We start from the raw sequence: 24,691 nt of genomic DNA, 5'->3' as shown, positions 1-24,691 counted from the left end.
GAATATGCTATGCAACATAAGTTACTGATTAACGGAGAACTGGTTAGCGGCGAAGGGGAAAAACAGCCTGTCTATAATCCGGCAACGGGGGACGTTTTACTGGAGATTGCCGAGGCATCCGCAGAGCAGGTCAATGCTGCTGTTCGCGCGGCAGATGCAGCATTTGCCGAATGGGGGCAAACCACGCCAAAAGCGCGTGCGGAATGCCTGCTGAAACTGGCTGATGTTATCGAAGAAAATGGTCAGGTTTTTGCCGAACTGGAGTCCCGTAATTGTGGCAAACCGCTGCATAGCGCGTTCAATGATGAAATTCCGGCGATTGTCGATGTCTTTCGCTTTTTCGCCGGTGCGGCGCGCTGCCTGAATGGTCTGGCGGCAGGTGAATATCTTGAAGGTCATACTTCGATGATCCGTCGCGATCCGTTGGGGGTCGTGGCTTCTATCGCACCGTGGAATTATCCGCTGATGATGGCTGCGTGGAAACTGGCTCCGGCGCTGGCGGCAGGGAACTGCGTAGTGCTTAAACCATCAGAAATTACCCCGCTGACCGCGTTGAAGTTGGCAGAGCTGGCGAAAGATATCTTCCCGGCTGGCGTGATTAACGTGCTGTTTGGCAGAGGCAAGACGGTGGGAGATCCGCTGACCGGACATCCCAAAGTGCGGATGGTGTCGCTGACGGGTTCTATCGCCACTGGGGAACACATCATCAGCCATACCGCGCCGTCCATTAAGCGTACTCATATGGAACTTGGTGGCAAAGCGCCAGTGATTGTTTTTGATGATGCGGATATTGAAGCAGTGGTCGAAGGTGTACGTACTTTTGGCTATTACAATGCCGGACAGGATTGTACTGCGGCTTGTCGGATCTACGCGCAAAAAGGCATTTACGATACGCTGGTGGAAAAACTCGGTGCTGCGGTGGCAACGTTAAAATCGGGTTCGCCGGATGACGAGTCTACGGAGCTTGGACCTTTAAGCTCGCTGGCGCATCTCGAACGCGTCAGCAAGGCGGTAGAAGAGGCGAAAGCGACAGGGCACATCAAAGTGATCACTGGCGGTGAAAAGCGCAAGGGTAATGGCTATTACTATGCGCCGACGCTGCTGGCTGGCGCATTACAGGACGATGCCATCGTGCAAAAAGAGGTATTTGGTCCGGTAGTGAGTGTTACGCTCTTCGACAACGAAGAACAGGTGGTGAACTGGGCGAATGACAGTCAGTACGGACTTGCATCTTCGGTATGGACGAAAGATGTGGGCAGGGCGCATCGCGTCAGCGCGCGGCTGCAATATGGTTGTACCTGGGTCAATACCCATTTCATGCTGGTAAGTGAAATGCCGCACGGTGGGCAGAAACTTTCTGGTTACGGCAAGGATATGTCACTTTATGGGCTGGAGGATTACACTGTCGTCCGCCACGTCATGGTTAAACATTAAGGATAATATTGCAGATCGTAAGAGTATGAGATGATCTTGCGTACTGTCAGAGCACTGATTTCTCTGACAGTACGTGCTGCGTGCAAAATCACTACATCAAATAAACCAGCCAAATCTCATAGAGATAAGAGTAAACAAACCAACAGCAGCAAAGACATTTATCAGTACTACAGTTCTACTGGAAACATTCATTTTTGCCACCTTTTATCATTGCCCCTATGTGTATAGTACGGGTTAAGAAAATCCGCAATAATACTCATTCTGAAGATAGATAAGGGCAAGTTGCTGTTTGATGATTTTTTCTCTAACTGGTGAAAAAACTTGATGCACGTCAAAAAATGACGCATATTTGCGCGCGTTTTATTCATCTGGCTGGACGCCCGTACATGTCTCTCTATCAACATATGCTTGTTTTTTATGCGGTTATGGCAGCAATCGCATTTCTTATCACCTGGTTTCTTTCTCACGATAAGAAACGCATCCGTTTCTTAAGCGCCTTTCTGGTGGGGGCAACATGGCCGATGAGTTTCCCGGTGGCGCTGTTGTTTTCTCTGTTTTAAATCTTATGCACTGGCTTGACGGCACCACGCAGACTTATATCATTTGGATGAATCGATAAATTTCACAAGTGGCTAAGGAGAAAGTATGTCGCATCTGGATGAAGTCATCGCGCGCGTGGATGCCGCGATTGAAGAGAGCGTCATTGCCCATATGAACGAATTATTAATCGCCCTGAGCGATGACGCGGAGTTAAGTCGGGAAGATCGCTACACCCAGCAGCAGCGTTTGCGCACCGCTATTGCTCATCACGGTCGCAAACATAAAGAAGATATGGAAGCGCGCCACGAACAGTTAACCAAAGGCGGTACCATCCTCTGATTAAAATGAGCGTCTGGCCACCAGCCAGGCGCCAACCACAAGTAAAATTGCGCCACAAATTGGGCCGATCAACGCCCGAAGTGGTACGCCATGGCTGCGGAAGATATCCAGCACCAGACCGCCAATCAGCTGGCTGGCGACCAGTACTGCAATAGTTGTCGCCGCTCCCACATTCTGATATCCGCTGATACTGGCGAAGACAAAAAACGATCCCAGCAAGCCAGGTATAAGTGTCCACCAGCGCACGCTGGACACCAGTTCGCCAAACCCCGCCATGCCTTGTTTAAACCATAAAATAGAAACAAAGAGCACAATCCCCACCAGTGAGTTCAGCAACATGGCGATGAGAATGGTAGAGGAGGTCTGGGTGATGCGCACCATCAGCGTGTTCTGGACTACCAGACCAATCCCGGCTGCAATCAAAAAGGCAAGGGTAAGTGACTGATTCATCCGATCGCGTCCGGTTCAGTGCGCTCGTCGAGTTGCAACTGCATAAATGTCAGATCCAGCCAGCGCCCAAATTTAGTACCTACCTGCGGCATTTGCGCGGTGACGACAAATCCCAGCGACTGGTGCAGATGCAGCGAGGCCTGATTTTGCGATTCGATCCCGGCGACCATGACATGCTTCCCGCAATCCCGCGCTTCATCAATCAATCGGCTTAACAATTTACGCCCCAGACCTTTCCCCTGATGATCGGGATGGACATAAACCGAATGTTCCACGGTATGGCGAAAACCATCAAAACTACGCCAGTCGCCAAACGAGGCATATCCCGTCACTACGCCATCTTCTTCACTCACCAGCACCGGATAACCTGCTATGGTCCGCGCTTCAAACCAGGCAATGCGGTTATCCGCATCCACCGTTTGGTCATTCCAGATAGCCGCCGTATACAACACGGCGTGATTATAAATTTCCGCAATTGCAGCACAGTCGGCTTTGCGGGCAAAACGGATGGACATGTCTGGCCTCGATAAAATAATGATGATGATGTTATCAATACTATCGAAAACAGCCCGAAGCAACGGATTCCTCTATGAAATTATTGCGTGTTGCAGAGGGGATGTGACGGCTGCAAACAAAACCAATCCTGTGAGCCTGCTACTATTGATGGATTCATGCCAAAAGCACAGGAGAGCATTATGGGGCAACAAACGCAGCGTAACCGATGTTGGGTTCTGTCCTTGCGTCCGCATGGCGCGCCGGTTCCTTACGTCTGGTTTCGGTAAATGTGCTCTTTGTCGCACCAGCGCAAGCATTTACAGTTCCGGAAGTGGGAAAACGTCAATTAAATGAAATCAATCGGATCCGCTACGAACTGGAATTAATGGCAGTTGCTCTGGCTGTCGAAAACCTCACTATGCAAAAAAACGTTGCTATGTTGTGCCAGCAATACAGCCGATAAATAAAATACGCCCGGCAAATACCGGGCTTAAAGATAATTACTCAAATCGCCACGCAATATTTATGCCGACACCATAATTTCGTCCGGGCGCAGGTTCGTAATATCGCCCGTTTGACTCATTGACAATGACAGAACCAACGTATTCTTTATCGAATAAATTATCGACACGACCAAATAAATCCACGGTTAAATTGTGGTAATTGTATTTATACCCGGTGAATAAGCCGACGAGTGTATAAGAAGGCGCTTTGGCCGTATTTTCATCATCTGCCATAATATCGCCCATATAACGAGCTTCCGTGCCTGCATACCAACCATCTTCCGGTATATAACCTATCGACGCAAAGGCCATATTACGGGCGATCCCTGGCATCCGGTTACCGTTACAATCCTGTTCATTGCAAACATTGCTGCGATAGGTCGCATCAAGCCAGGTCCAGGACGCTTTTACGCGAAAATCTCCCGCGAAACGTTGATCCCATGCCAGTTCAGCCCCTTGACGACGGGTCTTTCCGGCATTTTTGTAAGTCGTACGCCCACCGCTACTGCTATCGACAACAATTTCATCATCGGTGTCGGTCTGGAACAATGCGAGACTAAGCAGTCCATCACCAATACGCGTTTTACTGCCGATCTCAATTGTATCGTTGGTGGAGGGTTTTAACCCAAAGTTCATACCGCTTTGTCCATCAGCGCGATAAGACAGTTCATTAATCGTCGGCGTTTCAAAACCGCGCCCTGCTGCCAGATAGACATTCCAGGCATCGGTCATTGCATATTTTAACGATCCGGCTGGTAGCCATTTGTGATAACTGGCATCACCGCTGTCGTCGCCGTTACCCGGAGTAACGTAATGATCATTGGAATCAAACCACACGGAGCTGTAGCGCACGCCAGCATCCAGCGAAAGTTTGTCGGTCAGTTGCCACTGGGTTTGTAAATAGGGATCGACGTTCCACATCAAATTGCGTTCGTCGCGGCGCAACTCACCTTTTTGCCCGTATTCCGGCACGCCGCGATTCAGGCGGAAGTTATTGTAACCCTTGCGGTTTTCACTCATGTTTTCGTAGTTCAGGCCGGTTGTGAACGTGACTGGAACGCCCAATTCACCACGGTGTGTCCAGCGGCTGTCTATCCCCTGGTAATGGCGTTGCAGGGTAATCACGCCGCCCGCATGTGACGGGTTAAGTTGCGGGGCCATGGGGATTGACTGGTACTGGGTCGTTTCTCGCTCTCCGGCATACATCATTACACTCATATCATCTTGCGCGCTCAGGCTACGTTCATAGCGCAACCCAGCCTGAGTTTGCTTGATGGTTTTTCGCGTGTCGTACTGTTCTGCACGAGGCGCTTGTTGTGGATTCGCCTTCCATTCTGCTTCGGTTAGCCCACCTGGGTCATCTGCTTTGATATCCACACTATTGAAAATCAGGCTTAATTTGCTGGCGTCATCAATGCGTACGCCCAGTTTGGCATTGGCTAAATTTTTCTGTGCGCCGCTATGGTCACGATAGCCATGGGTCGTAAAACGTGTGGTTGAGACGGTGTAATCGACATCGCCGGGTTGTGTGCCGTCGCCCGTTGCGCCCGTAGCTTTCAGCCCATAGCGCCAGCTGCCAAAACTGCCGTAGTAACTACTGGCTTCAATGGTTGGTGGCTGTTGTCCGGTCTGGGTGGTGACATTCATTACACCGCCAGACGCGTTGCCATACAGAGCAGAGAAGGGGCCACGCAGCACTTCCACATTTTGCACACTGCTTAAATCGATGTTAGATGTTTGCCCTTGTCCGTCGGGCATGGTAGCGGGAATACCGTCCACATACAGGCGAATACCGCGAATTCCGTAAGTGGAGCGGGAGCCAAATCCGCGAATCGACAGCTGTAAATCTTGCGCATAGTTCTGCCGGTTTTGTACCTGTAAACCAGGCACTCCGGTCAGTGATTCAGACAAGTTAATGCGCGGTGTTGCCAGGCGCATCTCCTCGCCATCCACCACGCTCACGGCTGCTGGGGTATCCAGTTCTGAAACCACCTGCGGTGCGGCACTGACAATCATGGTCTGTTCATCAGCGGCAAAAACAACGGGGGAAAGGACAAGCAGTGCGGGCAAAACGGTCTGTCGGACGGAAAAAATCTTCATGAAAAAAGCCAGGTTAAGAATGGGAAAACACCGTCATGGTAATGAAATTGTAAATTTATGGAAAACTAAACGGCACAATACGTTAAGTAATTGAGAAAATTGTAGTCGTAACGGTAAGAAATGCTCCACATTTGAGAAAATAATGATTACCATTCCCATTTATAACAAGGGCGTAACGATGATTACGCTTAGCGAAGCATTGTGAAGCAGAAAAAATATCGGTTCATCAAAGGGAGTCGTCATGCATTTACGTCATCTGTTTTCATCGCGCCTGCGTGGTTCATTACTGTTAGGTTCATTGCTTGTTGCTTCATCATTCAGTACGCAGGCCGCAGAAGAAATGCTGCGTAAAGCGGTAGGTAAAGGTGCCTACGAAATGGCTTATAGCCAGCAAGAAAACGCGCTGTGGCTTGCCACTTCGCAAAGCCGCAAACTGGATAAAGGCGGCGTGGTTTATCGTCTTGATCCGGTTACTCTGGAAGTGACGCAGGCGATCCATAACGATCTCAAGCCGTTTGGTGCCACCATCAATAACACGACTCAGACGTTGTGGTTTGGTAACACCGTAAATAGTGCGGTCACGGCGATAGATGCCAAAACGGGCGAAGTGAAAGGTCGTCTGGTGCTGGATGATCGTAAGCGCACGGAAGAGGTACGCCCGTTGCAACCACGTGAGCTGGTAGCTGATGATGCCACGAACACCGTTTACATCAGTGGTATTGGTAAAGAGAGCGTGATTTGGGTCGTTGATGGCGAGAATATCAAACTGAAAACCGCCATCCAGAACACCGGTAAAATGAGTACCGGTCTGGCGCTGGATAGCAAAGGCAAACGTCTTTACACCACTAACGCTGACGGCGAATTGATTACCATCGACACCGCCGACAATAAAATCCTCAGCCGTAAAAAGCTGCTGGATGACGGCAAAGAGCACTTCTTTATTAACATCAGCCTTGATACCGCCAATGAGCGTGCATTTATCACCGATTCTAAAGCGGCAGAAGTGTTAGTGGTCGATACCCGTAATGGCAATATTCTGGCGAAGGTTGCGGCACCGGAATCACTGGCTGTGCTGTTTAACCCAGCGCGTAATGAAGCCTACGTGACGCATCGTCAGGCAGGTAAAGTCAGTGTGATTGACGCGAAAAGCTATAAAGTGGTGAAAACGTTCGATACGCCGACTCATCCGAACAGCCTGGCGCTGTCTGCCGATGGCAAAACGCTGTATGTCAGTGTGAAACAAAAATCCACTAAACAGCAGGAAGCTACCCAGCCGGACGATGTGATTCGTATTGCGCTGTAATAGATATGGCGAGGGTGAAAACGGAAAGAATTGCCTGACTTTTATCACGCCGCATCCGGCACCTTCGTCAGTAGTCTGAATTTGCCCGGCACGTAGCCGGGCAATTTTGCAATTAACTCGATGTTTCAGGCTTAAACACAATTTCCTGTTTTTCTTCATCTTCCTCGACGACTGGCGCAGTGCTGTGAATTTCAGCAACGCGTTTGCGCACACCAAACCAACCTATAACCAGCAGAATACCGATAATCGGCAGCGCCGCGATGGTATAAGTCCCGTTCGGGTAATCGAACGCCATCAGCACCAGGACACTCAGTAAAAACAGTAATGTCAGCCAGGAAGTGAAGGGCGCGCCAGGCAGTTTAAAACTGACATCCGCTGCTTTGCCTTCTTTAATCGCTTTACGCAGGCGCATCTGGCAAACGATGATAAACGCCCATGAAGCGATGATTCCCAGCGACGCGAAGTTCAACACAATCTCAAATACGCGTGACGGCACCAGATAGTTGAGGAATACGCCGACGACATACACAACCAGTGTCGCCAGAATCCCGGCATACGGCACATGCTGACGACTCATTTTCGCCATAAAACTCGGTGCGGAACCGCCCATCGCCATCGAGCGCAGAATACGCCCGGTGCAGTACAGACCTGAATTCAGGCTGGAGAGGGCAGCGGTCAGCACCACAATGTTCATAATGCTGCCGATGTACGGCACACCCAGTTTAGAGAAAAACGTCACGAACGGACTTTGCCCCGCCTGATACGCGCTCCACGGCAATAACATAACCAGCAACACCACGGAGCCGACGTAAAACAGACCAATACGCCAAATCACACTGTTAATCGCTTTAGGCACCATGGTCTGCGGATCTTTACATTCTCCGGCCGCTGTACCCACCATTTCAATGGAGGCAAAAGCAAACACTACGCCCTGAATCAACACCAGCGCAGGCAGCAAACCGTGGGGGAAGAAGCCGCCATTATCGGTGATTAAATGAAAGCCAGTGGTGTTGCCATCCAGCGGCTGACCACTACCGAGGAACACTGTACCCACGACCAAAAAGGTTACAATGGCGAGCACTTTAATAAGCGCAAACCAGAACTCCATCTCCGCAAACCATTTCACACCGATCATATTCATGGTGCCAACGATGGTCAGTGCAGCGAGCGCAAAGACCCACTGCGGCACGCCGCCAAACGCGCCCCAGTAATGCATATACAGAGCGACGGCGGTAATATCAACAATCCCCGTCATCGCCCAGTTGATGAAGTACATCCAGCCAGCAACATAAGCGGCCTTCTCACCCAAAAACTCACGGGCATAAGAGACAAAACTGCCACTGGAAGGGCGGTGTAACACCAGCTCACCCAATGCACGCAGAATAAAAAACGAAAACAGGCCGCAGATCAAATAGACCAGTGCCAGTGCGGGCCCCGCCATTTGCAGTCGCGCTCCCGCGCCTAAAAACAAACCCGTACCAATCGCGCCGCCAATGGCGATCATCTGTACCTGGCGATTGCCCATCGCTTTGTGATACCCCTCTTCGTGGGCATTAAGCCAGCGGCGTTTCGCGGCGTGTTGATCTGAAGTGTCGGTGTTGTGTTTACTCATTGCTCTCCCTGATTGCTTTAATGAAAAAGTCATATAAGTTGCCATGAACAATGTTTATTCATCCTGGCGATGATAGTTATCACCATTATTCTTTATGGGTATAAAACTATCGGCGCAGCATCCTACCCGTTATCGATAAACGATGCAAAACATCCCCTTACAATCCTGAAGGGGATTTATACAACTGACGAAAAAATGATAAATCCTTTTGCTGGATAACCTGTGTGCTGTCCTACACTTAATCTTTAAAAGATTGTGAGGGGCATATGATTAAGGTGTATGGCGTACCCGGCTGGGGCTCTACAATCAGTGAGCTGATGCTAACACTGGCTGATATTCCTTATCAGTTCGTTGATGTCAGTGGTTTTGACCACGAGGGAACTTCACGCGATTTATTAAAAACCCTGAATCCGTTGTGTCAGGTTCCGACACTGGCGCTGTAAAAATAACGAGATTATGACGGAGACAGCGGCGATTGCATTGATGGTTCTCGATCGTCGCCCGGACCTTGCGCCACCTCTTGGGCGCGCCGAACGTCAACAGTTTCAACGGCTATTGGTCTGGCTGGTTGCTAATGTCTATCCAACGTTCACTTTCGCCGATTACCCTAAGCGTTGGGCATCTGACGCACCTGTAATTGAATATCGCAAATCGCTTTATATCTGGCTGAATTCGCAATTGACTGCTGAACCGTATGTGTTTGGAGAGCAACTAACGCTGGTGGACTGTTATCTCTGCACCATGCGCACATGGGGACCGGGACACGAATGGTTTCAGGATAATGCCCCGAATATTAATGCGATTGCTGATGCTGTATGTCAGATACCGAAATTACAAGAAGTATTAAAAAGGAATGTCATTATTTAACAATAATGCCGGAGGTTAATGTTAATGAATCACTGGCGTAGTTAACTGGACGTCCATTTGTTTGCTATGAATAGCAATTAATGTTGGCACAACTATTCATATGGTTGATGTGATTTCGGTTTTTATATTAAATATCAATTTAATATAATCTGAAAATAAAACATCTTTTCGCATGTAGAGAAACATGTCGATATGATAGCGCAGTGCAGATCATGTTATCAGGGCTGGGCGGTAGCGTATTTAATCAGGGAAAGATTACGTAACACTGCTTTTTTGTACTGGACGATTCTCATTTTATGTTTAAAAATTGAGATACTCCTTATTTCCTGAAACTGTTTTTCATTGCTTATACATGATCAAATACTCCTTACATAATTAAGGAGAACAAAATGAAACTTAATACACGCCAACAATTTGTATTACTTAAATAGACCAGTGAAGGTACGTATCAGAATATCCGGTGAAGTGATTAATATTTCGTTGAATATTTCTCCGGATTTTTGAAACCTGCTGCTGTAGAAATTCTGAACAGGAGGAATTATGCCTTTAGCAGCCAAACTTACCGACAAAGGCACCCAGCACGACGGTTATTACGAGACCGTCATCACCGCCGGGTCATCCACCGTTTTTATCGATGGTCTCCCCGCAGCCCGTCAGGGAGATCCGCTGACGCCGCATGCTAAACCGAAGCATCCACCTCATCCCCGAAAAATCGCCAGAGGCTCGTCAACCGTCTTTATTGACGGCCTGCCCGCCGCCAGAACCGGTGATGCTATTGACTGCGGCGGCGTGGTTATTGGTGGCGGCACGGTAAATATAGGCTGATATGTCTGAGAGGTATTTATGTCCTTAAAAGGTCTTCGCTTTACGCTGGAGGTTGACGGCCAGGAGCCGGACACCTTTGCAGTGGTGAGCTTCCGGTTAATCCAGAACCAGTCTTATCCGTTTGTGATGAGTGTGGATGTCGCCAGCGATTCTTTTATGCAGACGGCGGAGATGCTGCTGGAGAAGAACGCAACGCTGACTATCTGGCAGGGTGTCATCCCGCTGCGTTATGTCACAGGCGTGGTGGCAGGGTTTGGTATGCAGGAGAACAACGGCTGGCAGATGCGTTATCACCTGCGTATTGAGCCGCCGTTATGGCGGTGCGGGCTGCGGCGGAACTTCCGTATCTTCCAGCAGCAGGATATCCGGACGATATCGGCCACATTACTGAACGAGAACGGCGTCACGGAGTGGACGCCGCTGTTTTATGAGGACCATCCGGCGCGGGAATTCTGTGTCCAGTACGGGGAAAGCGACCTGGCGTTTCTGGCGCGGCTGTGGGCGGAGGAGGGGATTTTCTTCTTTGAGCGGTTTGCGGCGGACAGTCCGGAGCAGAAGCTGACGCTGTGCGACGATGTGGCGGGGCTGTCACAGGCGGGGGAGCTTCCGTTTAACCCGGACACATCGGCAGGAGCGGAGACGGAGTGTGTCAGTATGTTCCGTTATGAGGCGCATGTCCGCCCGTCATCGGTGCAGAGCCAGGATTACACGTTTAAGGTGCCGGACTGGCCGGGGATGTATGAGCAGCAGGGTGAGAGCCTGAACGGACAGCTTGAACAGTATGAAATATTTGATTATCCGGGAAGGTACAAGGATGAACAGCACGGCAAGGATTTCACGCTGTACCGGATGGAGAGCCTGCGCAGTGATGCGGAAAAGGCCACAGGGCAGAGTAATTCGCCGAAGCTGTGGCCGGGGACGTGGTTTACGCTGACGGGGCATCCGCAGAAGATGCTGAACCGTGAATGGCAGGTGGTACAGAGCATTCTGTCAGGAGACCAGCCGCAGGCGCTTCACGGCAGCCAGGGGAGAGGAACCACGCTGGGAAATCAGTTAGAGGTGATACCGGCGGACCGGACGTGGCGTCCACGGCTGCAAAGCAAACCGAAGGTGGACGGGCCACAGAGCGCCATTGTCACCGGGCCTGCGGGAGAGGAAATCTTCTGTGATGAACATGGCCGGGTACGGGTGAAGTTTCACTGGGACCGTTATCACGGGATGACGGAGGAGAGTTCGTGCTGGGTGCGTGTGTCGCAGGCGTGGGCGGGGCCGGGATTTGGTAATCTGGCGATACCGCGGGTGGGCCAGGAGGTGATTGTTGATTTTCTGAACGGGGACCCGGACCAGCCGCTGGTCATGGGCCGGACGTACCATGAGGACAACCGTTCGCCGGGGGACCTGCCGGGAACGAAGACGCAGATGACGATACGGTCGAAGACCTATAAAGGAAGCGGTTTTAATGAGTTGCGCTTTGAGGATGCGACGGATAAGGAACAGGTCTATATCCACGCGCAGAAGAACATGGACACGGAGGTACTTAACGACCGGACGACGGATGTGAAACATGACCATACGGAGACCATCGGGAACGACCAGAAGATAACGGTGGTGAAGGGGCAGACGGTTCAGGTCGGGACCAGAAAAGAAGGGGGCCACGACCAGAGTATCACGGTGGCGAACGACCGGTGCATCACGGTACGTAATGACCAGACGCTGCAGGTGACGAATGACCGGACGGTGAGCGTGAGTAATGATGACGGCCTGTACGTCAGAAATGACCGTAAAGTGACGGTGGAAGGGAAGCAGGAGCATAAGACGACGGGGAACCATGTCAGCCTGGTGGAGGGAAAGCACAGCCTGGTGGTGAAGGGGGACCTGGCGAGGAAGGTGAGTGGCGCGCTGGGGATAAAGGTCGACGGGGATATCGTGCTGGAGAGCAGCAGCCGGATAAGCCTGAAGGTGGGTGGCTCGTTTGTGGTCATCCATTCAGGGGGCGTGGACATCGTCGGGCCGAAAATCAGTCTCAATAGCGGCGGTAGTCCGGGGACGCCGGTGCCGGCGCTGCAACCGACGGTGCTGAAGACACTGGGGGATGAGAAGAGTGGTGATGGCAGTGATTCCGGAGAAGAAAATGAAGACTCTGGAGGGAACTGCGTGACCGGAAGTGGTGGTGATGATCGAGGTGACGATGAGGATGAACCTGAAAAATATACTCTCCAGTTCCATTTTACAGACGATGACGGGATACCGTATTCAGAAACCCGCTACATTGCCTTCTTTGAGGATGGCACGCAGACCCACGGAGAAACGGATGAAGAGGGGTATACAGAGCGTTTTTTTGTATCTAGCAAACATGAAATTAAAGTGAAGTTGCTATTTGCGAATGATGATTTTCTCTCAATGGAAGGACACTATGGACGATAATAATCAAACTTCTGGACAACCAAAGCCAGAGCCAGAAGAATGTGTGAAAGAGCAAAAAATAACAGATCATTTTAAAATAATGATTGATAAGGCTCGTAAGGCACAAAAGTTGGTTTTGATAAAAAGAGCAGATGATCTTTTGAGATGGGGAGCACAGGAGGAATATGATTTCAGTAAGATCTTTGGTGTTAAAGGAAATAAGGAGGTTAATATAAGAAAATATGGACATAATACAGGTAGGCGCATGAATGCTAGATTTCTTATGATGGATGGTGTGAGAAGATTAATGATTATAGCTAATGATTTAACAATGAGCAGTTTTATAAATTATACAGGTTGTAATGAATTTGCAGCATTCGTCAGCCCAAGTAAGGATATGCCCTATATAATTAACATAGGCGCAAAATTTGAGTATAGAGATGGCAAAAAAAATCCAGTAACGGGAAAGGATTCTCATGTTGCTACTTTATGTCATGAAATGTCTCATATTCAGTGGTATTATGGGGATAATAAAAAAGGTGGTATGTGGTCACAGGATTATACAACTACTGATAAATATTCAACGTGCAAAGAGGATGAAGTTTCATATGACGAACATATCCGTATTGCAACTAAACTGATCTCTAAACAAAAAGATCAAATATTTGAGAATGCATATAACATAGAAAGATATTTTGAAATAAGATTAATTGAAAGTGAGATAGACTCGATTGATGATGAAATATTAAGCAATTCAGTTAAGAAAAAATAGCGGAATTAGAAAAAGCACTTCTCCATTAACTAATAAGTCGAGAAATATATTAATGCTGCAAGCTATAAAAAAAATCATAATAATGACAATCGTAAATATTATATTTTTCTATTCCTTTCAATCGACTGCGGATGAAATGGTTTTAATAAAAAAATACGGGTTTGGGCTTGAGAGAGATATCAAAGGAAGGCCATTAATTTATCCTATCGAAAATTATGATGAGTGTAAGAAAAAATGCAATCATATGAATTATATAGCGGATGTCAATGCTCAATTAGCTATGAGTAAAAAAAATAACAGGATTTTTGCTAACATAACCTTTACTAACAATAGCTCTACCACGTATTTTTTTTCTAAATATTATCTACCTATGAAAGTAAAAGATGGAAAAGGAGATGAATATGATGCGATATGCAAAAAACCATTCAGAATCAACTCTGGGAATATCACGTTGGACTACTTAGGTGGTTCATGTCCTTTTGAAATTAATACGAATCCTGAACGGTGGAATACTATTAAACCAGGTCGTAGTTTTTTGTTGAGTATAACCTTAAATGATATGTATGCCTTTATACCAGGAGATAATTATTATTTTATAAAATCATCTGGCTATAAATTTGTTAATGACAAGTGGTTTACACTCAAATCAATCAATAATATTTTTCTTTATTTTTTAAATTTAAAAATTAATTGTGCTGATGATTTTTTTGATATTAATAATTTTACTACATGTAATAATTTGTTATTGGATGAAAAAAACACTTTTTATTAATCAGTTATGGGCAATTGAGGATGAAAAAAATTCTATTTACGTCACCCCTGATGAAATTTCTATAAGTATAGACGGCGATAACTTAAAGTTGCCATATTAGGAATATGGGAAAGAACACGGTGCGCCGCTTTTTTGCACTAAATAATTTACATTTTATGTTCAATAATTGATACTAACATGTTGGATATTAAAGGTGAAATTATCACAACTGATGCGATGGGTTGCCAGAAAGATATTGCAGAGAAGATACAAAAACAGGGAGGTAATTATTTATTTGCTGTAAAAGGACATAAGGAGCGGATTAATAAAGCCTTTGAGTGAAACTTCCGCTGAAAATTCAGGTTAACCGCGTTCCATGCAAACAATTTTCAAATATTCATCAATAAATAAGGAGTTCCATGTTTATACGACCAGTCAAACCTTCAGATGTTGAACCATTAATGGATATGCTGCTTGACAGGGATCAATTTGATCAAGATGGCCTTCATCATGTACAAAAAACACTAACACATTATTTCTCAGGTCAATCTGCCGATTTATGGTTTAGTGCAGAACACTTGGGACTGGCAGGGATTGCCTACTGTGCTTCTGAAATGATGACAAATGATGTCTGAAATTTATTAATGCTCTGGATCAGTCCTTCCCATCAGCGCCAGGGAGTGAGACATCTGCTGATTAACGAAATAGAAAAGAGCTCACAATTAAACAGGCAAGACTACTATTAGTAGAGACCGCCAGCCATATCGATTTTAGTGCCGCCCGCGCATTTTATACAAAACAGGGCTTTATCAATGAGGCGATAATACGCAATTACTATGATGTTGGTGAGGATAAATTAATCTTCACTAAAAATATGCAATCGTGAGATAAAATATGCTTTAACTCATATGGAAACATTGCTTAAACAACTTGGTTGCTGCATATGATTCTTTAGCCCGCCGTAACTCGCTTACCACTGGTAACAAACGTGCCAGCACCTAAATGATGCAACGTATTGAGCTTATCATCATCAAACTGCCAGCGGCCTTCGACAAATACCCGTGCGTCTGCCGCTGCTGATACCACTTCGCCAAATAGCGTATCGTATTTTTCTTGCGCGGAAGTTGCAGGTAGCAGGCGACACTCCATCCACGCCAGACATTTTTCCTCGACCAGCGGCAAACCAAGCACCGGGCCTCTCACTACCGGAATGCCGTAGCAATTAAATTTATCTTCTTCACGACCCGACACACTTCCCACCGCCCACGTCCAGTTAGTCGCCGCAACGCCCGGGATAACGATGCCAAACTTACCGTTACGTTCAATCAACTCCCTGGTCCATGTCGATTTATCTACCACAATCGCCACGCGTGGCGGTTCAAACTCTACGGGCATCGACCAGGCTGCTGCCATAATGTTACGCCGCTGGGATTGCTCATCGAAACTGGTGATCATGACAGTTGGGCCATGATTTAACAGACGGCTGGCATGGTGTAATTCGACGGGAATGAATTGGCTCACGATATCGCCTCGCTATGAAGGGTGTTTTAAAAGCGTAGCTCGTAACGCAATAAGTAACGAAATTAACGGGATTGGCGATTTGCGAACGTGATGCATGTCCGCGATCGCACAAAATAGCCAGTGCGGCGTCTATTCCAGGTTATAAGTTGAGAAAACCACTAAGGGAAACGCCTGATGACGCCCATTCTGAATCATTATTTTGCCCGTATTAACTGGTTGGGAGCTGCTGCGGCCAATATTGATACGCTGCGTGCATTGCACCTGAAACACAATTGCACCATTCCGTTTGAAAATCTCGACGTTTTGCTGCCGAGGGAAATACAGCTTGATGATCAATCGCTGGAAGATAAACTGGTGATAGCCCGTCGTGGCGGTTACTGTTTTGAGCAGAATGGCGTGTTTGAGCGGGTGTTACGCGAGCTGGGGTTTAACGTTCGCAGCTTGTTAGGTCGCGTAGTGTTATCAAATCCGCCAGCATTACCGCCGCGCACCCATCGTTTGCTGTTGGTGGAACTGGAAGGGGAAAAATGGATTGCTGATGTCGGTTTCGGTGGGCAGACGCTAACCGCGCCGATTCGTTTAATGCCGGATATCATGCAAACCACGCCACACGGAGAGTATCGGTTGTTGCAAGAGGGTGATGATTGGGTATTGCAGTTTAATCATCATCAGCACTGGCAGTCGATGTACCGTTTTGATCTCTGCGAGCAGCAACAAAGCGATTATGTGATGGGCAATTTCTGGTCGGCGCACTGGCCGCAGTCGCATTTTCGCCATCATTTGCTGATGTGTCGCCATTTGCCGGACGGTGGCAAGCTAACGCTGACCAATTTTCATTTTACCCATTATGAAAATGGGCACGCAGTTGAGCAGCGAAATCTACCAGATGTGGCGTCGTTATATGCCGTGATGCAGGAACAGTTTGGTCTGGGCGTAGATGATGCGAAACATGGCTTTACTGTGGATGAGTTAGCGCTGGTGATGGCGGCGTTTGATACGCACCCGGAGGCGGGAAAATAATTTATGTCAGGTTGCCGGATGTGGCGTAAACGCCTTATCCGGCCTACATTAGCCCGGTTGTAGACCTGATAAGCGAAGCGCATCAGGCAACGGTTTCAGAGTTCAATTGCCCATTCGGCATGAAACAAAATCACCGCCGCGCCAGAAATGGTGACTTTCTCCGGTTGGTTATCTCGAATTGTCACCGTCACATCAATTACACCATCACGCCCCAATGCGCGCCCCTGATGGCCTTTAACACGCAACACGTTGCCATCGTGGGATAATACGTTGTGATGTACTAACCATGCGCCCATCGGACCATTGGCATTCCCGGTCACCGGATCTTCCACAATACCAATCGCAGGCGAGAACATGCGACCGTCGGTTTCGCTTTTGCCTGGGCGGATCTGGAACGGGAAGAAACCATTGCAGCCAATCTGCTTGCTGATTGCGGTCAGCGCAGCAAGGTCAGGCGAAAGGGCGTCGATATCCACTTCCGGCTTCAGTGGAATCATCACTTTTGAGTGTCCGGTGGTAGCCACCTGGATTGGCAAGCCTTGCAAAATATCGTCTTCAGTGAGATGAAGCGCGTTGATAATTGCCGCTCGTGTTTCACCTGTCAGTGGTGGCTCAAAGCCTGGAGTACCTTGTTCCAGCGAAATACGATAATCATCATTTTGCTTTTCGATAGTCACACGATGTTTTCCTGCCAGCGATGTTTGCCAGACCGTGCAATTTCCTAAACCTAACACCTTTGCACGTACATAGTGCGCAGCTACTGTCGCGTGACCACAAATCGGAACTTCAACCGTTGGCGTAAAGTAGCGGATGCGCACATCGCTGTCGTCGCTGTGCAGCAGAAAAGCAGTTTCCGAATGACCTAACTCGCGGGCGATAAGCTGCATTTGCGCTTCACTGAGATTATCGGCGGGGAAAACAACACCGGCAGAATTGCCGCGAAATGGTTGAGAGGTAAAAGCATCGACGTGGTAAACCTGCGGTTTCATTAATGTTCTCCTGTGGCTGGAGAACTATCATAGCCTGCAAGTGGCCGGAGAGCGAAGGGCTATCCGGCCCGCGTGAGAATTAACGCCGCGAACGCACAATCTGATACCGACGAGTAAAGTACTCAAACGGCGCGCTCCAGACATGCACCAGTCGGGTGAACGGGAAGAGCAGGAAGATGGTCATTCCAAGCACCAGATGAACGCGGAATATAAAGGCGACACCATCAAGATGCGTAGATGCACCGCCCTGGAAAGTGACGATGCTTTGCGCCCAGCCCACCAACTTCATCATTTCACTGCCGTCCGGATGTTGTGCTGAAAAAGGAATGGTGGTTAACCCAAGAATGCACTGAATTAACAAAATGGCGAGGATCAGGATATCCGCACCAGAAGACGTCGCCCTGATACGCGGATTTGTTAAACGACGCACCAGTAGCCCCGCACCGCCAATCAGCGTCAATACCCCGCATATTCCGCCGAGGATCATCGCCATCTGCTGTTTTACCGCCACCGGCAGAAACCACGCGTACATCCAGTGTGGCGTTAACATGCCGAACAGGTGCCCGAAGAAAATCCCCAAAATGCCGATATGGAACAAGTTCGACCACAGCACCATCCCGCGTTTATCCAGCATCTGGCTGGAGGCGGCGCGCCAGGTGTACTGCCCGTGGTCGTAGCGCAGCCAGCTTCCAAGGATAAAAACCGTGCCGCACAAGTACGGGTAGATATCGTAAAAAAAGACGTTCAGATACTGAATCATTTCCCACCTCCCGCACTGATGTCGACATACTGCGGCGCGACATCCTGGCTAAAGCGTCGCTGATATTGATTAAGCGGCGAGCTGTCACACGCCGTGGCGTTATCTTCAATAAACTTCACCTGTTCTTCTTCCCACACCGCATCCAGCGCCTGGTGGGTGTCGTCACGCTCTTCACTGCGAATCTGTTTTATGACACTGTCACTTGACAGAGGGCTTCCTGCCAGTTGCAACAGGGCGTCAAATAACGCGTACCACGGTGCCTCGCGTTGTTTTAAGCGTCCGCCAAGCAGGGCGAGGATCGGCGCAACGTTGAGTAATCCTTCTTTCGCCTGATCGTCCGGAAGTACGCTTAAATACTCCAGATACAGCGGTAGATAATCGGGCAGTTCCCTACAATTCAGTTGCAGACCGACCTTTTCATACTCCGCCAGCAGGTCCACCATTGCCTGGCCGCGATCGCGGGACTCGGCATGAACATGTTCAAACAGCAGCAGCGACGTGGTGCGCCCGCGGTCAAACACTTCACACCATTCGGCCTGTTTATCCAGCAGCGGGGCGTTGAGCAGGTCGAGTGCAAAATCGGTGAGCATCGGCGCGTCGCGGCGGATAAGCGCCAGCGCGTCGTCCTTACACTCCCACAACAACTCGTCTGGGTACTCCATCAACAGGCCGATCACTTTGAGGATCTGCATTATTCGCCCTCCGCTTTGTCGCGCACTTCGGTGATGTTGATGGCATCGATACGGCTACTGTTGAACAGGTTGAATTTGCTGTCCGAACCGTGGCAACCGTCGCCAAAGGTAAAACCGCAGCCGTTGCGTTCTGCGAAGGCATCGCCCGCCATTTCCCGATGGCTTGTCGGGATGACGAAACGATCTTCATAGTTGGCAATGGCGAGGTAACGATACATCTCTTCGACCTGGGCGACGCTCAGGCCTACTTCGTCGATGGCACGAGTATCAGTAACGCCTTCCACGGTTTGTGAACGCATATAGTGGCGCATCGCCATCATCCGTTTCAGCGCCCGCAGTACCGGACCGGTATCACCGGCACTCAACATATTGGCGAGATATTGCACCGGAATACGCAGGCTTTCGATGGCGGGCAGCACGCCTTCGCTTTTCGGCAAGCCGCCCGCATCAGCGTAGGACTGAATCGGTGACAGCGGAGGAACGTACCAGACCATCGGCAGGGTGCGGTATTCAGGGTGCAGCGGTAGCGCCAGTTTCCAGTCCATCGCCATTTTGTAGACAGGCGAACGCTGGGCAGCGTCAATCACGTTTTGTGGAATACCTTGTTTCAGGGCTTCTTCGATCACCGAGGGATCGTGCGGATCGAGGAACACTTCGCACTGGCGTTCATAGAGATCGACCTCTCGTTCGGTACTCGCTGCTTCTTCGATGCGGTCGGCGTCGTAGAGCAGCACGCCCAGATACCGGATGCGACCCACGCAGGTTTCGGAGCAGACTGTTGGCTGACCGGACTCAATTCGCGGATAACAGAAAATACATTTTTCTGACTTACCGCTTTTCCAGTTGAAGTAGATTTTTTTGTATGGGCAACCGCTAATGCACAAACGCCAGCCACGGCATTTATCCTGATCGATCAGCACAATGCCGTCTTCTTCGCGTTTGTAGATAGCGCCGCTGGGGCAGGTCGCTACACAACTGGGGTTAAGGCAGTGTTCGCACAAGCGCGGCAGGTACATCATGAAGGTGTTTTCAAACTGCCCGTACATCTCCTTTTGCATGGCCTCGAAGTTGCGGTCGCGGGCTCGTTTTTCAAATTCGCCGCCCAGCAGTTCTTCCCAGTTTGGGCCCCAGATCACTTTGTCCATCCGTTTGCCGTCAATCAGTGAACGCGGACGGGCGGTGGGAATATGTTTGCCTTCCGGCGCGCTATGCAAATGTTCGTAGTCGAAGGTGAAAGGTTCGTAGTAATCGTCAATCTGCGGCACTACCGGGTTGGCGAAAATTTTGGTAATCACGCCCATTTTGCTGCCCAGACGCGGGCGTATCTTGCCATTCACATCACGCACCCAGCCGCCTTGCCATTCTTCCTGATCTTCCCAGTTTTTCGGATAACCAATGCCCGGTTTGGTTTCGACGTTGTTAAACCATGCGTACTCCATGCCTTCGCGTCCGGTCCAGACGTTTTTACAGGTCACCGAACAGGTATGGCAGCCGATACATTTATCGAGGTTAAGCACCATGCCGACTTGCGAACGTATTTTCATTTTTTCGCCTCCTGTACCTGATCGCGACCTTCATCATCCAGCCAGTTAACGTTCTTCATCTTGCGGATCATGATGAATTCGTCGCGGTTTGAGCCGACGGTGCCGTAGTAGTTAAAGCCCCAGGCCAGCTGCGCGTAACCGCCAATCATATGCGTTGGTTTCGGACAAACGCGGGTGACCGAGTTATGAATGCCGCCGCGCATGCCAGTTACTTCCGAACCAGGAATATTCATAATGCGTTCCTGAGCGTGATACATCATGGTCATGCCCGGCGGTACACGCTGGCTGACCACCGCGCGGGCAGTCAGCGCGCCATTGGCGTTAAACACTTCCACCCAGTCGTTATCGACAATGGTCAGTTCACGGGCATCGGTTTCGCTGAGCCAGACAATCGGTCCACCGCGAGAGAGCGTCAGCATTAGCAGGTTTTCACTGTAGGTTGAGTGAATGCCCCATTTCTGGTGCGGCGTCAGGAAGTTAAGGGCTTTCTCCGGGAAGCCGTTTGGCGGTATCTGGCGCATTTCACTGACGCTACGGGTGTCGATAGGCGGGCGATAAGCCACCAGACTTTCACCAAAAGCACGCATCCACGGATGATCCTGATAGAGTTGCTGGCGTCCTGACAGCGTGCGCCACGGAATTAACTCATGAACGTTGGTGTATCCCGCGTTATAGGAAACGTGATCGCTTTCCAGACCAGACCATGTGGGGCTGGAGATAATTTTACGCGGCTGCGCCTGAATATCGCGAAAGCGAATCTTCTCGTCCTCTTTGTGCAGCGCCAGATGGGTATGTTCGCGTCCGGTGATCTCGCCCAGCGCTTGCCACGCTTTGACTGCAACATGGCCGTTGGTTTCCGGTGCCAGTGCCAGAATCACTTCTGATGCGTCAATGGCGGTGTCAATCAGCGGACGCCCCTTTGCCGGGCCATCACGCTTGGTGTAATTGAGTTTACCGAGGAAATCAATTTCATCCTGGGTATTCCACGAAATCCCTTTACCGCCGTTGCCAAGTTTGTCCATCAATGGCCCGAGTGAGGTAAAGCGTTCATAGGTAGCAGGGTAGTCGCGCTCCACCGCCACAATATTCGGCGCGGTTTTGCCTGGAATCAGATCGCACTCGCCTTTGCGCCAGTCGAGCACTTCACACGGCTGTGAAAGCTCTGCCGGGGAGTCATGCAGCAGTGGTTGTAATACCACGTCGGTTTCTTTGCCGAGATGCCCTATGCACACTTGCGAAAAGGCTTTAGCGATACCTTTGTAGATTTCCCAGTCGCTGCGTGATTCCCACGCCGGATCGACCGCCGCAGAAAGCGGATGAATAAATGGATGCATATCCGAGGTATTCATATCGTCTTTTTCGTACCAGGTGGCGGTGGGCAGAACGATATCGGAGAACAGGCAGGTACTGGACATGCGGAAGTCGAGCGTCACCAGCAGGTCGAGCTTGCCTTCAATCGCCGCAGTTTGCCACTCGACTTCTTCTGGTTGGATTCCCTCCGTCGGTCCAAGTTCTTCCCCCTGAATGCCACTTTTCGTACCCAGCAGATACTTCTGCATATACTCGTGGCCCTTGCCGGAAGAGCCAAGCAGGTTTGAACGCCAGACAAACAGGTTACGCGGATGGTTGCTGCCGTTGTCCGGCTGTTCGCAGGCCATGCGTAATTCGCCTGACTTCAGTGCCTGGACGGTAAATTCGGCGGGTGACAATCCGGCCTTGTCGGCTTCGGCTTTCAGGGAGAGCGGGTTACGCCCCAGCTGCGGCGCAGAAGGTAGCCAGCCCATACGTTCGGCGCGAACGTTGAAATCAATCAGGTGACCGCTGTATTTACTGGCATCGGCGAGCGGTGAGAGCAATTCCTGCGCGGTGACTTTTTCATAGCGCCACTGGCTGGAGTGATTGTAGAAAAACGAGGTGCTGTTCATCTGGCGCGGTGGTCGGTTCCAGTCGAGCGCAAAGGCCAGAGGCAGCCAGCCGGTTTGCGGGCGCAGTTTTTCCTGACCGACATAGTGTGCCCAGCCGCCACCGCTTTGCCCGACACAACCGCAGAAGATCAGCATATTGATCATCCCGCGGTAGTTCATGTCCATGTGATACCAGTGGTTAACACCTGCGCCGAGAATAATCATCGAGCGCCCATGCGTTTTATGGGCGGTATCGGCAAATTCACGGGCGATGGTTTCAATATACTGGCGCGGAACGCCGGTAATTTGCTCGCCCCAGGCAGGGGTATAAGGTTTGATTTCAGCGTAATCTTTCGCGCTGTTTTCATCTTCCAGCCCGCGATCGAGGCCGTAATTCGCCAGTACCAAATCATAAACGCTGACCACCGGACAGGTGCTACCATCGGCTAATGTCAGGTTTTTAACGGGCAATTGGCGCACCAGGACAGGATTGTGTTTTACGCTGCGAAAATGTGGATTTTCAATGCCGCCAAAGTAGGGGAAGGCCACGCCTGCAACGGCGTCATGTTGACCGAGCAGGGTTAACGACAATTCGGTTTCCGTACCGGCGGCAATGGATTCCAGGTTCCATTTGCCTTTTTCTCCCCAGCGAAAACCAATCGAACCGTTCGGCACTACCAATTCACCTGCGGTATTAACTGCCACGGTTTTCCACTGCGGATTATTGCTTTCGCCCAGTCCATCCACCAGGTCAGATGCGCGGACCATGCGCCCGGGAACGTAGCTGCCGTCGTCGCGAGGTTCCAGCATTACCAGCATCGGCATGTCGCTGTAGCGGCGGCAGTAGTTGATAAAATAATCGCTGGGATTATCGAGATGAAACTCTTTTAAAATGACATGGCCCATTGCCATTGCCAGGGCACTATCAGTGCCTTGTTTCGGTGCCAGCCACTGGTCGCACAATTTGGCCACTTCAGAGTAGTCAGGGGTAATGGCGATGGTTTTAGTGCCTTTGTAGCGTACTTCGGTAAAGAAATGGGCGTCCGGCGTACGTGTCTGCGGTACGTTAGACCCCCAGGCGATGATGTAACTGGAGTTATACCAGTCGGCAGATTCCGGTACGTCGGTTTGCTCGCCCCAGGTCATCGGCGAGGCGGGCGGCAGGTCGCAATACCAGTCGTAGAAGCTTAAACAGGTGCCACCTAACAACGACAGATAGCGTGTTCCGGCGGCGTAAGAAACCATCGACATCGCCGGAATCGGCGAGAAACCGGCAACGCGATCCGGGCCGTAAGTTTTGATGGTCCAGACGTTAGCGGCGGCAATCAGCTGATTTAGCTCCTGCCAGTTGGAGCGGATAAAGCCACCGCGTCCACGCACTTGTTTGTAGCTCAGGCTCTTTTGCGGATCGTTCATAATCGATGCCCACGCCAGTACCGGATCGCTGTGTTGTTTGAGGGCTTCGCGCCACAGTTCAATCAGTCGTTTACGAATGAGCGGGTATTTCAGGCGGTTAGCGCTGTAGAGATACCAGGAGTAACTTGCGCCACGCGGGCAGCCGCGAGGTTCATGATTTGGCAGGTCAGGGCGAGTGCGCGGGTAGTCGGTCTGTTGGATTTCCCAGGTCACCAGACCATTTTTAACGTAGATTTTCCAGCTGCAGGAGCCTGTACAGTTAACACCGTGGGTGGAACGCACGATTTTGTCGAACTGCCAACGCTGGCGATAGCTGTCCTCCCAGTCGCGGTTGCTATGCATCACCTGTCCGTGACCATCGGCAAAGGTTTCGCCCTTTTGTTTGAAGTAGCGAAAGCGATCCAAAAGTTTACTCATGACATAACTCCTGCTCCAGGAATGAATTGGGATC

The 24,691-nt window shown here is 49.9% G+C and carries 21 protein-coding genes and 3 pseudogenes; 13 read left to right on the top strand and 11 right to left on the bottom strand.

The annotated features are described in order from the left end of the window. The first annotated feature begins 9 nt into the window (after positions 1-9). The gene (patD, locus tag EAS44_RS13340) at positions 10-1,434 is read left to right on the top strand and encodes an aminobutyraldehyde dehydrogenase (protein WP_001163909.1); all 1,425 of its coding nucleotides are present in this window, start codon (positions 10-12) and stop codon (positions 1,432-1,434) included. A gap of 96 nt (positions 1,435-1,530) precedes the next feature. Here the strand turns inward: patD and yncL are convergent, their stop codons facing one another. Next, the gene (gene yncL, locus EAS44_RS13335) at positions 1,531-1,626 is read right to left on the bottom strand and encodes a stress response membrane protein YncL (protein WP_001303494.1); all 96 of its coding nucleotides are present in this window, start codon (positions 1,624-1,626) and stop codon (positions 1,531-1,533) included. A gap of 194 nt (positions 1,627-1,820) precedes the next feature. On the opposite strand from yncL, the gene ortT reads away from it, so the two are divergent. Together ortT and ydcY are read left to right on the top strand one after the other, a co-directional pair. Next, positions 1,821-1,994: an orphan toxin OrtT gene (gene ortT, locus EAS44_RS13330; RefSeq protein WP_000061178.1), complete on the top strand. Its 174-nt coding sequence runs from the start codon at positions 1,821-1,823 to the stop codon at positions 1,992-1,994. Positions 1,995-2,079: 85 nt separating this feature from the next. Then, a complete protein-coding gene (gene ydcY, locus EAS44_RS13325) occupies positions 2,080-2,313 on the top strand; it encodes a DUF2526 family protein YdcY (protein ID WP_000018633.1) in 234 nt (77 codons plus the stop codon). On the opposite strand, the gene ydcZ is transcribed toward ydcY, so the two are convergent. Then, positions 2,314-2,763, bottom strand: coding sequence for a DMT family transporter (gene ydcZ / locus EAS44_RS13320; protein WP_001076540.1), 450 nt, complete (start codon positions 2,761-2,763; stop codon positions 2,314-2,316). After that, positions 2,760-3,278, bottom strand: coding sequence for a GNAT family N-acetyltransferase (gene mnaT, locus EAS44_RS13315; RefSeq protein WP_000027563.1), 519 nt, complete (start codon positions 3,276-3,278; stop codon positions 2,760-2,762). The genes ydcZ and mnaT overlap by 4 nt, the downstream gene beginning before the upstream one ends. 236 nt (positions 3,279-3,514) lie before the next feature. Between mnaT and EAS44_RS13305 the strand changes: the two are divergent. Further along, a pseudogene (locus tag EAS44_RS13305) lies at positions 3,515-3,682 on the top strand (GntR family transcriptional regulator); the annotation flags it as partial. A 76-nt stretch (positions 3,683-3,758) separates the two neighbouring features. On the opposite strand, the gene pqqU reads toward EAS44_RS13305, so the two are convergent. Beyond that, positions 3,759-5,861, bottom strand: coding sequence for a TonB-dependent receptor PqqU (gene pqqU, locus EAS44_RS13300; RefSeq protein WP_000689338.1), 2,103 nt, complete (start codon positions 5,859-5,861; stop codon positions 3,759-3,761). Between the two features lie 241 nt (positions 5,862-6,102). On the opposite strand from pqqU, the gene yncE reads away from it, so the two are divergent. After that, the gene (gene yncE / locus EAS44_RS13295) at positions 6,103-7,164 is read left to right on the top strand and encodes a YncE family protein (RefSeq protein ID WP_000550673.1); all 1,062 of its coding nucleotides are present in this window, start codon (positions 6,103-6,105) and stop codon (positions 7,162-7,164) included. Positions 7,165-7,276: 112 nt separating this feature from the next. Here yncE and ansP read toward each other — a convergent pair whose 3' ends face one another. Further along, the gene (ansP, locus tag EAS44_RS13290) at positions 7,277-8,776 is read right to left on the bottom strand and encodes an L-asparagine permease (protein ID WP_001340130.1); all 1,500 of its coding nucleotides are present in this window, start codon (positions 8,774-8,776) and stop codon (positions 7,277-7,279) included. Positions 8,777-9,042: 266 nt separating this feature from the next. Between ansP and yncG the strand changes: the two are divergent. The 7 genes and pseudogenes from yncG to EAS44_RS13255 all read left to right on the top strand — a co-directional run bounded on the left by yncG (position 9,043) and on the right by EAS44_RS13255 (position 15,029). After that, positions 9,043-9,643 (top strand): annotated as a pseudogene (gene yncG / locus EAS44_RS13285) (glutathione S-transferase family protein). A gap of 540 nt (positions 9,644-10,183) precedes the next feature. After that, positions 10,184-10,468, top strand: a complete 285-nt coding sequence (locus EAS44_RS13280; RefSeq protein ID WP_001127493.1) for a type VI secretion system PAAR protein — start codon at positions 10,184-10,186, stop codon at positions 10,466-10,468. Positions 10,469-10,486: 18 nt separating this feature from the next. Next, positions 10,487-12,892: a type VI secretion system Vgr family protein gene (locus EAS44_RS13275; RefSeq protein WP_000053647.1), complete on the top strand. Its 2,406-nt coding sequence runs from the start codon at positions 10,487-10,489 to the stop codon at positions 12,890-12,892. After that, positions 12,882-13,643 carry a peptidase M35 gene (locus tag EAS44_RS13270; RefSeq protein WP_000342574.1) on the top strand — a complete coding sequence of 254 codons (762 nt, stop codon included), beginning with the start codon at positions 12,882-12,884 and terminating at the stop codon, positions 13,641-13,643. Before EAS44_RS13275 ends, EAS44_RS13270 begins: the two co-directional genes overlap by 11 nt. 52 nt (positions 13,644-13,695) lie before the next feature. Beyond that, the gene (locus tag EAS44_RS13265) at positions 13,696-14,415 is read left to right on the top strand and encodes a hypothetical protein (RefSeq protein ID WP_001447244.1); all 720 of its coding nucleotides are present in this window, start codon (positions 13,696-13,698) and stop codon (positions 14,413-14,415) included. Positions 14,416-14,589: 174 nt separating this feature from the next. Continuing rightward, positions 14,590-14,733, top strand: a pseudogene (locus EAS44_RS13260) (ISAs1 family transposase); the annotation flags it as partial. A gap of 80 nt (positions 14,734-14,813) precedes the next feature. Beyond that, entirely contained in the window at positions 14,814-15,029 is a 216-nt protein-coding gene (locus tag EAS44_RS13255; protein WP_000470661.1) for a hypothetical protein, read from the top strand. A 316-nt stretch (positions 15,030-15,345) separates the two neighbouring features. Here EAS44_RS13255 and yddH read toward each other — a convergent pair whose 3' ends face one another. Continuing rightward, a complete protein-coding gene (gene yddH / locus EAS44_RS13250) occupies positions 15,346-15,915 on the bottom strand; it encodes a flavin reductase family protein (protein WP_000077285.1) in 570 nt (189 codons plus the stop codon). Between the two features lie 174 nt (positions 15,916-16,089). Here yddH and nhoA point away from each other — a divergent pair, with 174 nt between their 5' ends. Next, a complete protein-coding gene (gene nhoA / locus EAS44_RS13245; RefSeq protein WP_000187876.1) occupies positions 16,090-16,935 on the top strand; it encodes an N-hydroxyarylamine O-acetyltransferase in 846 nt (281 codons plus the stop codon). 95 nt (positions 16,936-17,030) lie between these two features. Here nhoA and yddE read toward each other — a convergent pair whose 3' ends face one another. The 5 genes from yddE to narZ form a co-directional block, all read right to left on the bottom strand. Next, entirely contained in the window at positions 17,031-17,924 is an 894-nt protein-coding gene (gene yddE, locus EAS44_RS13240; protein WP_000804424.1) for a PhzF family isomerase, read from the bottom strand. A 79-nt stretch (positions 17,925-18,003) separates the two neighbouring features. Further along, a complete protein-coding gene (narI, locus tag EAS44_RS13235) occupies positions 18,004-18,684 on the bottom strand; it encodes a respiratory nitrate reductase subunit gamma (RefSeq protein WP_000617126.1) in 681 nt (226 codons plus the stop codon). Further along, positions 18,681-19,376 carry a nitrate reductase molybdenum cofactor assembly chaperone gene (gene narW, locus EAS44_RS13230; protein ID WP_001166330.1) on the bottom strand — a complete coding sequence of 232 codons (696 nt, stop codon included), beginning with the start codon at positions 19,374-19,376 and terminating at the stop codon, positions 18,681-18,683. Before narW ends, narI begins: the two co-directional genes overlap by 4 nt. Further along, positions 19,376-20,920, bottom strand: coding sequence for a nitrate reductase subunit beta (narH, locus tag EAS44_RS13225; RefSeq protein WP_000702551.1), 1,545 nt, complete (start codon positions 20,918-20,920; stop codon positions 19,376-19,378). The genes narW and narH overlap by 1 nt, the downstream gene beginning before the upstream one ends. After that, complete coding sequence (narZ, locus tag EAS44_RS13220) at positions 20,917-24,657, bottom strand: nitrate reductase Z subunit alpha (protein ID WP_001331514.1); 3,741 nt, start codon at positions 24,655-24,657, stop codon at positions 20,917-20,919. Before narZ ends, narH begins: the two co-directional genes overlap by 4 nt. Positions 24,658-24,691 lie beyond the last annotated feature (34 nt).

Origin of the sequence: Escherichia coli DSM 30083 = JCM 1649 = ATCC 11775 (genome assembly GCF_003697165.2) — a bacterium.
Lineage (GTDB): Bacteria > Pseudomonadota > Gammaproteobacteria > Enterobacterales > Enterobacteriaceae > Escherichia > Escherichia coli.
Note: the sequence above shows the minus strand (reverse complement) of the source record. Positions and strands in the feature narration are given on the sequence as shown.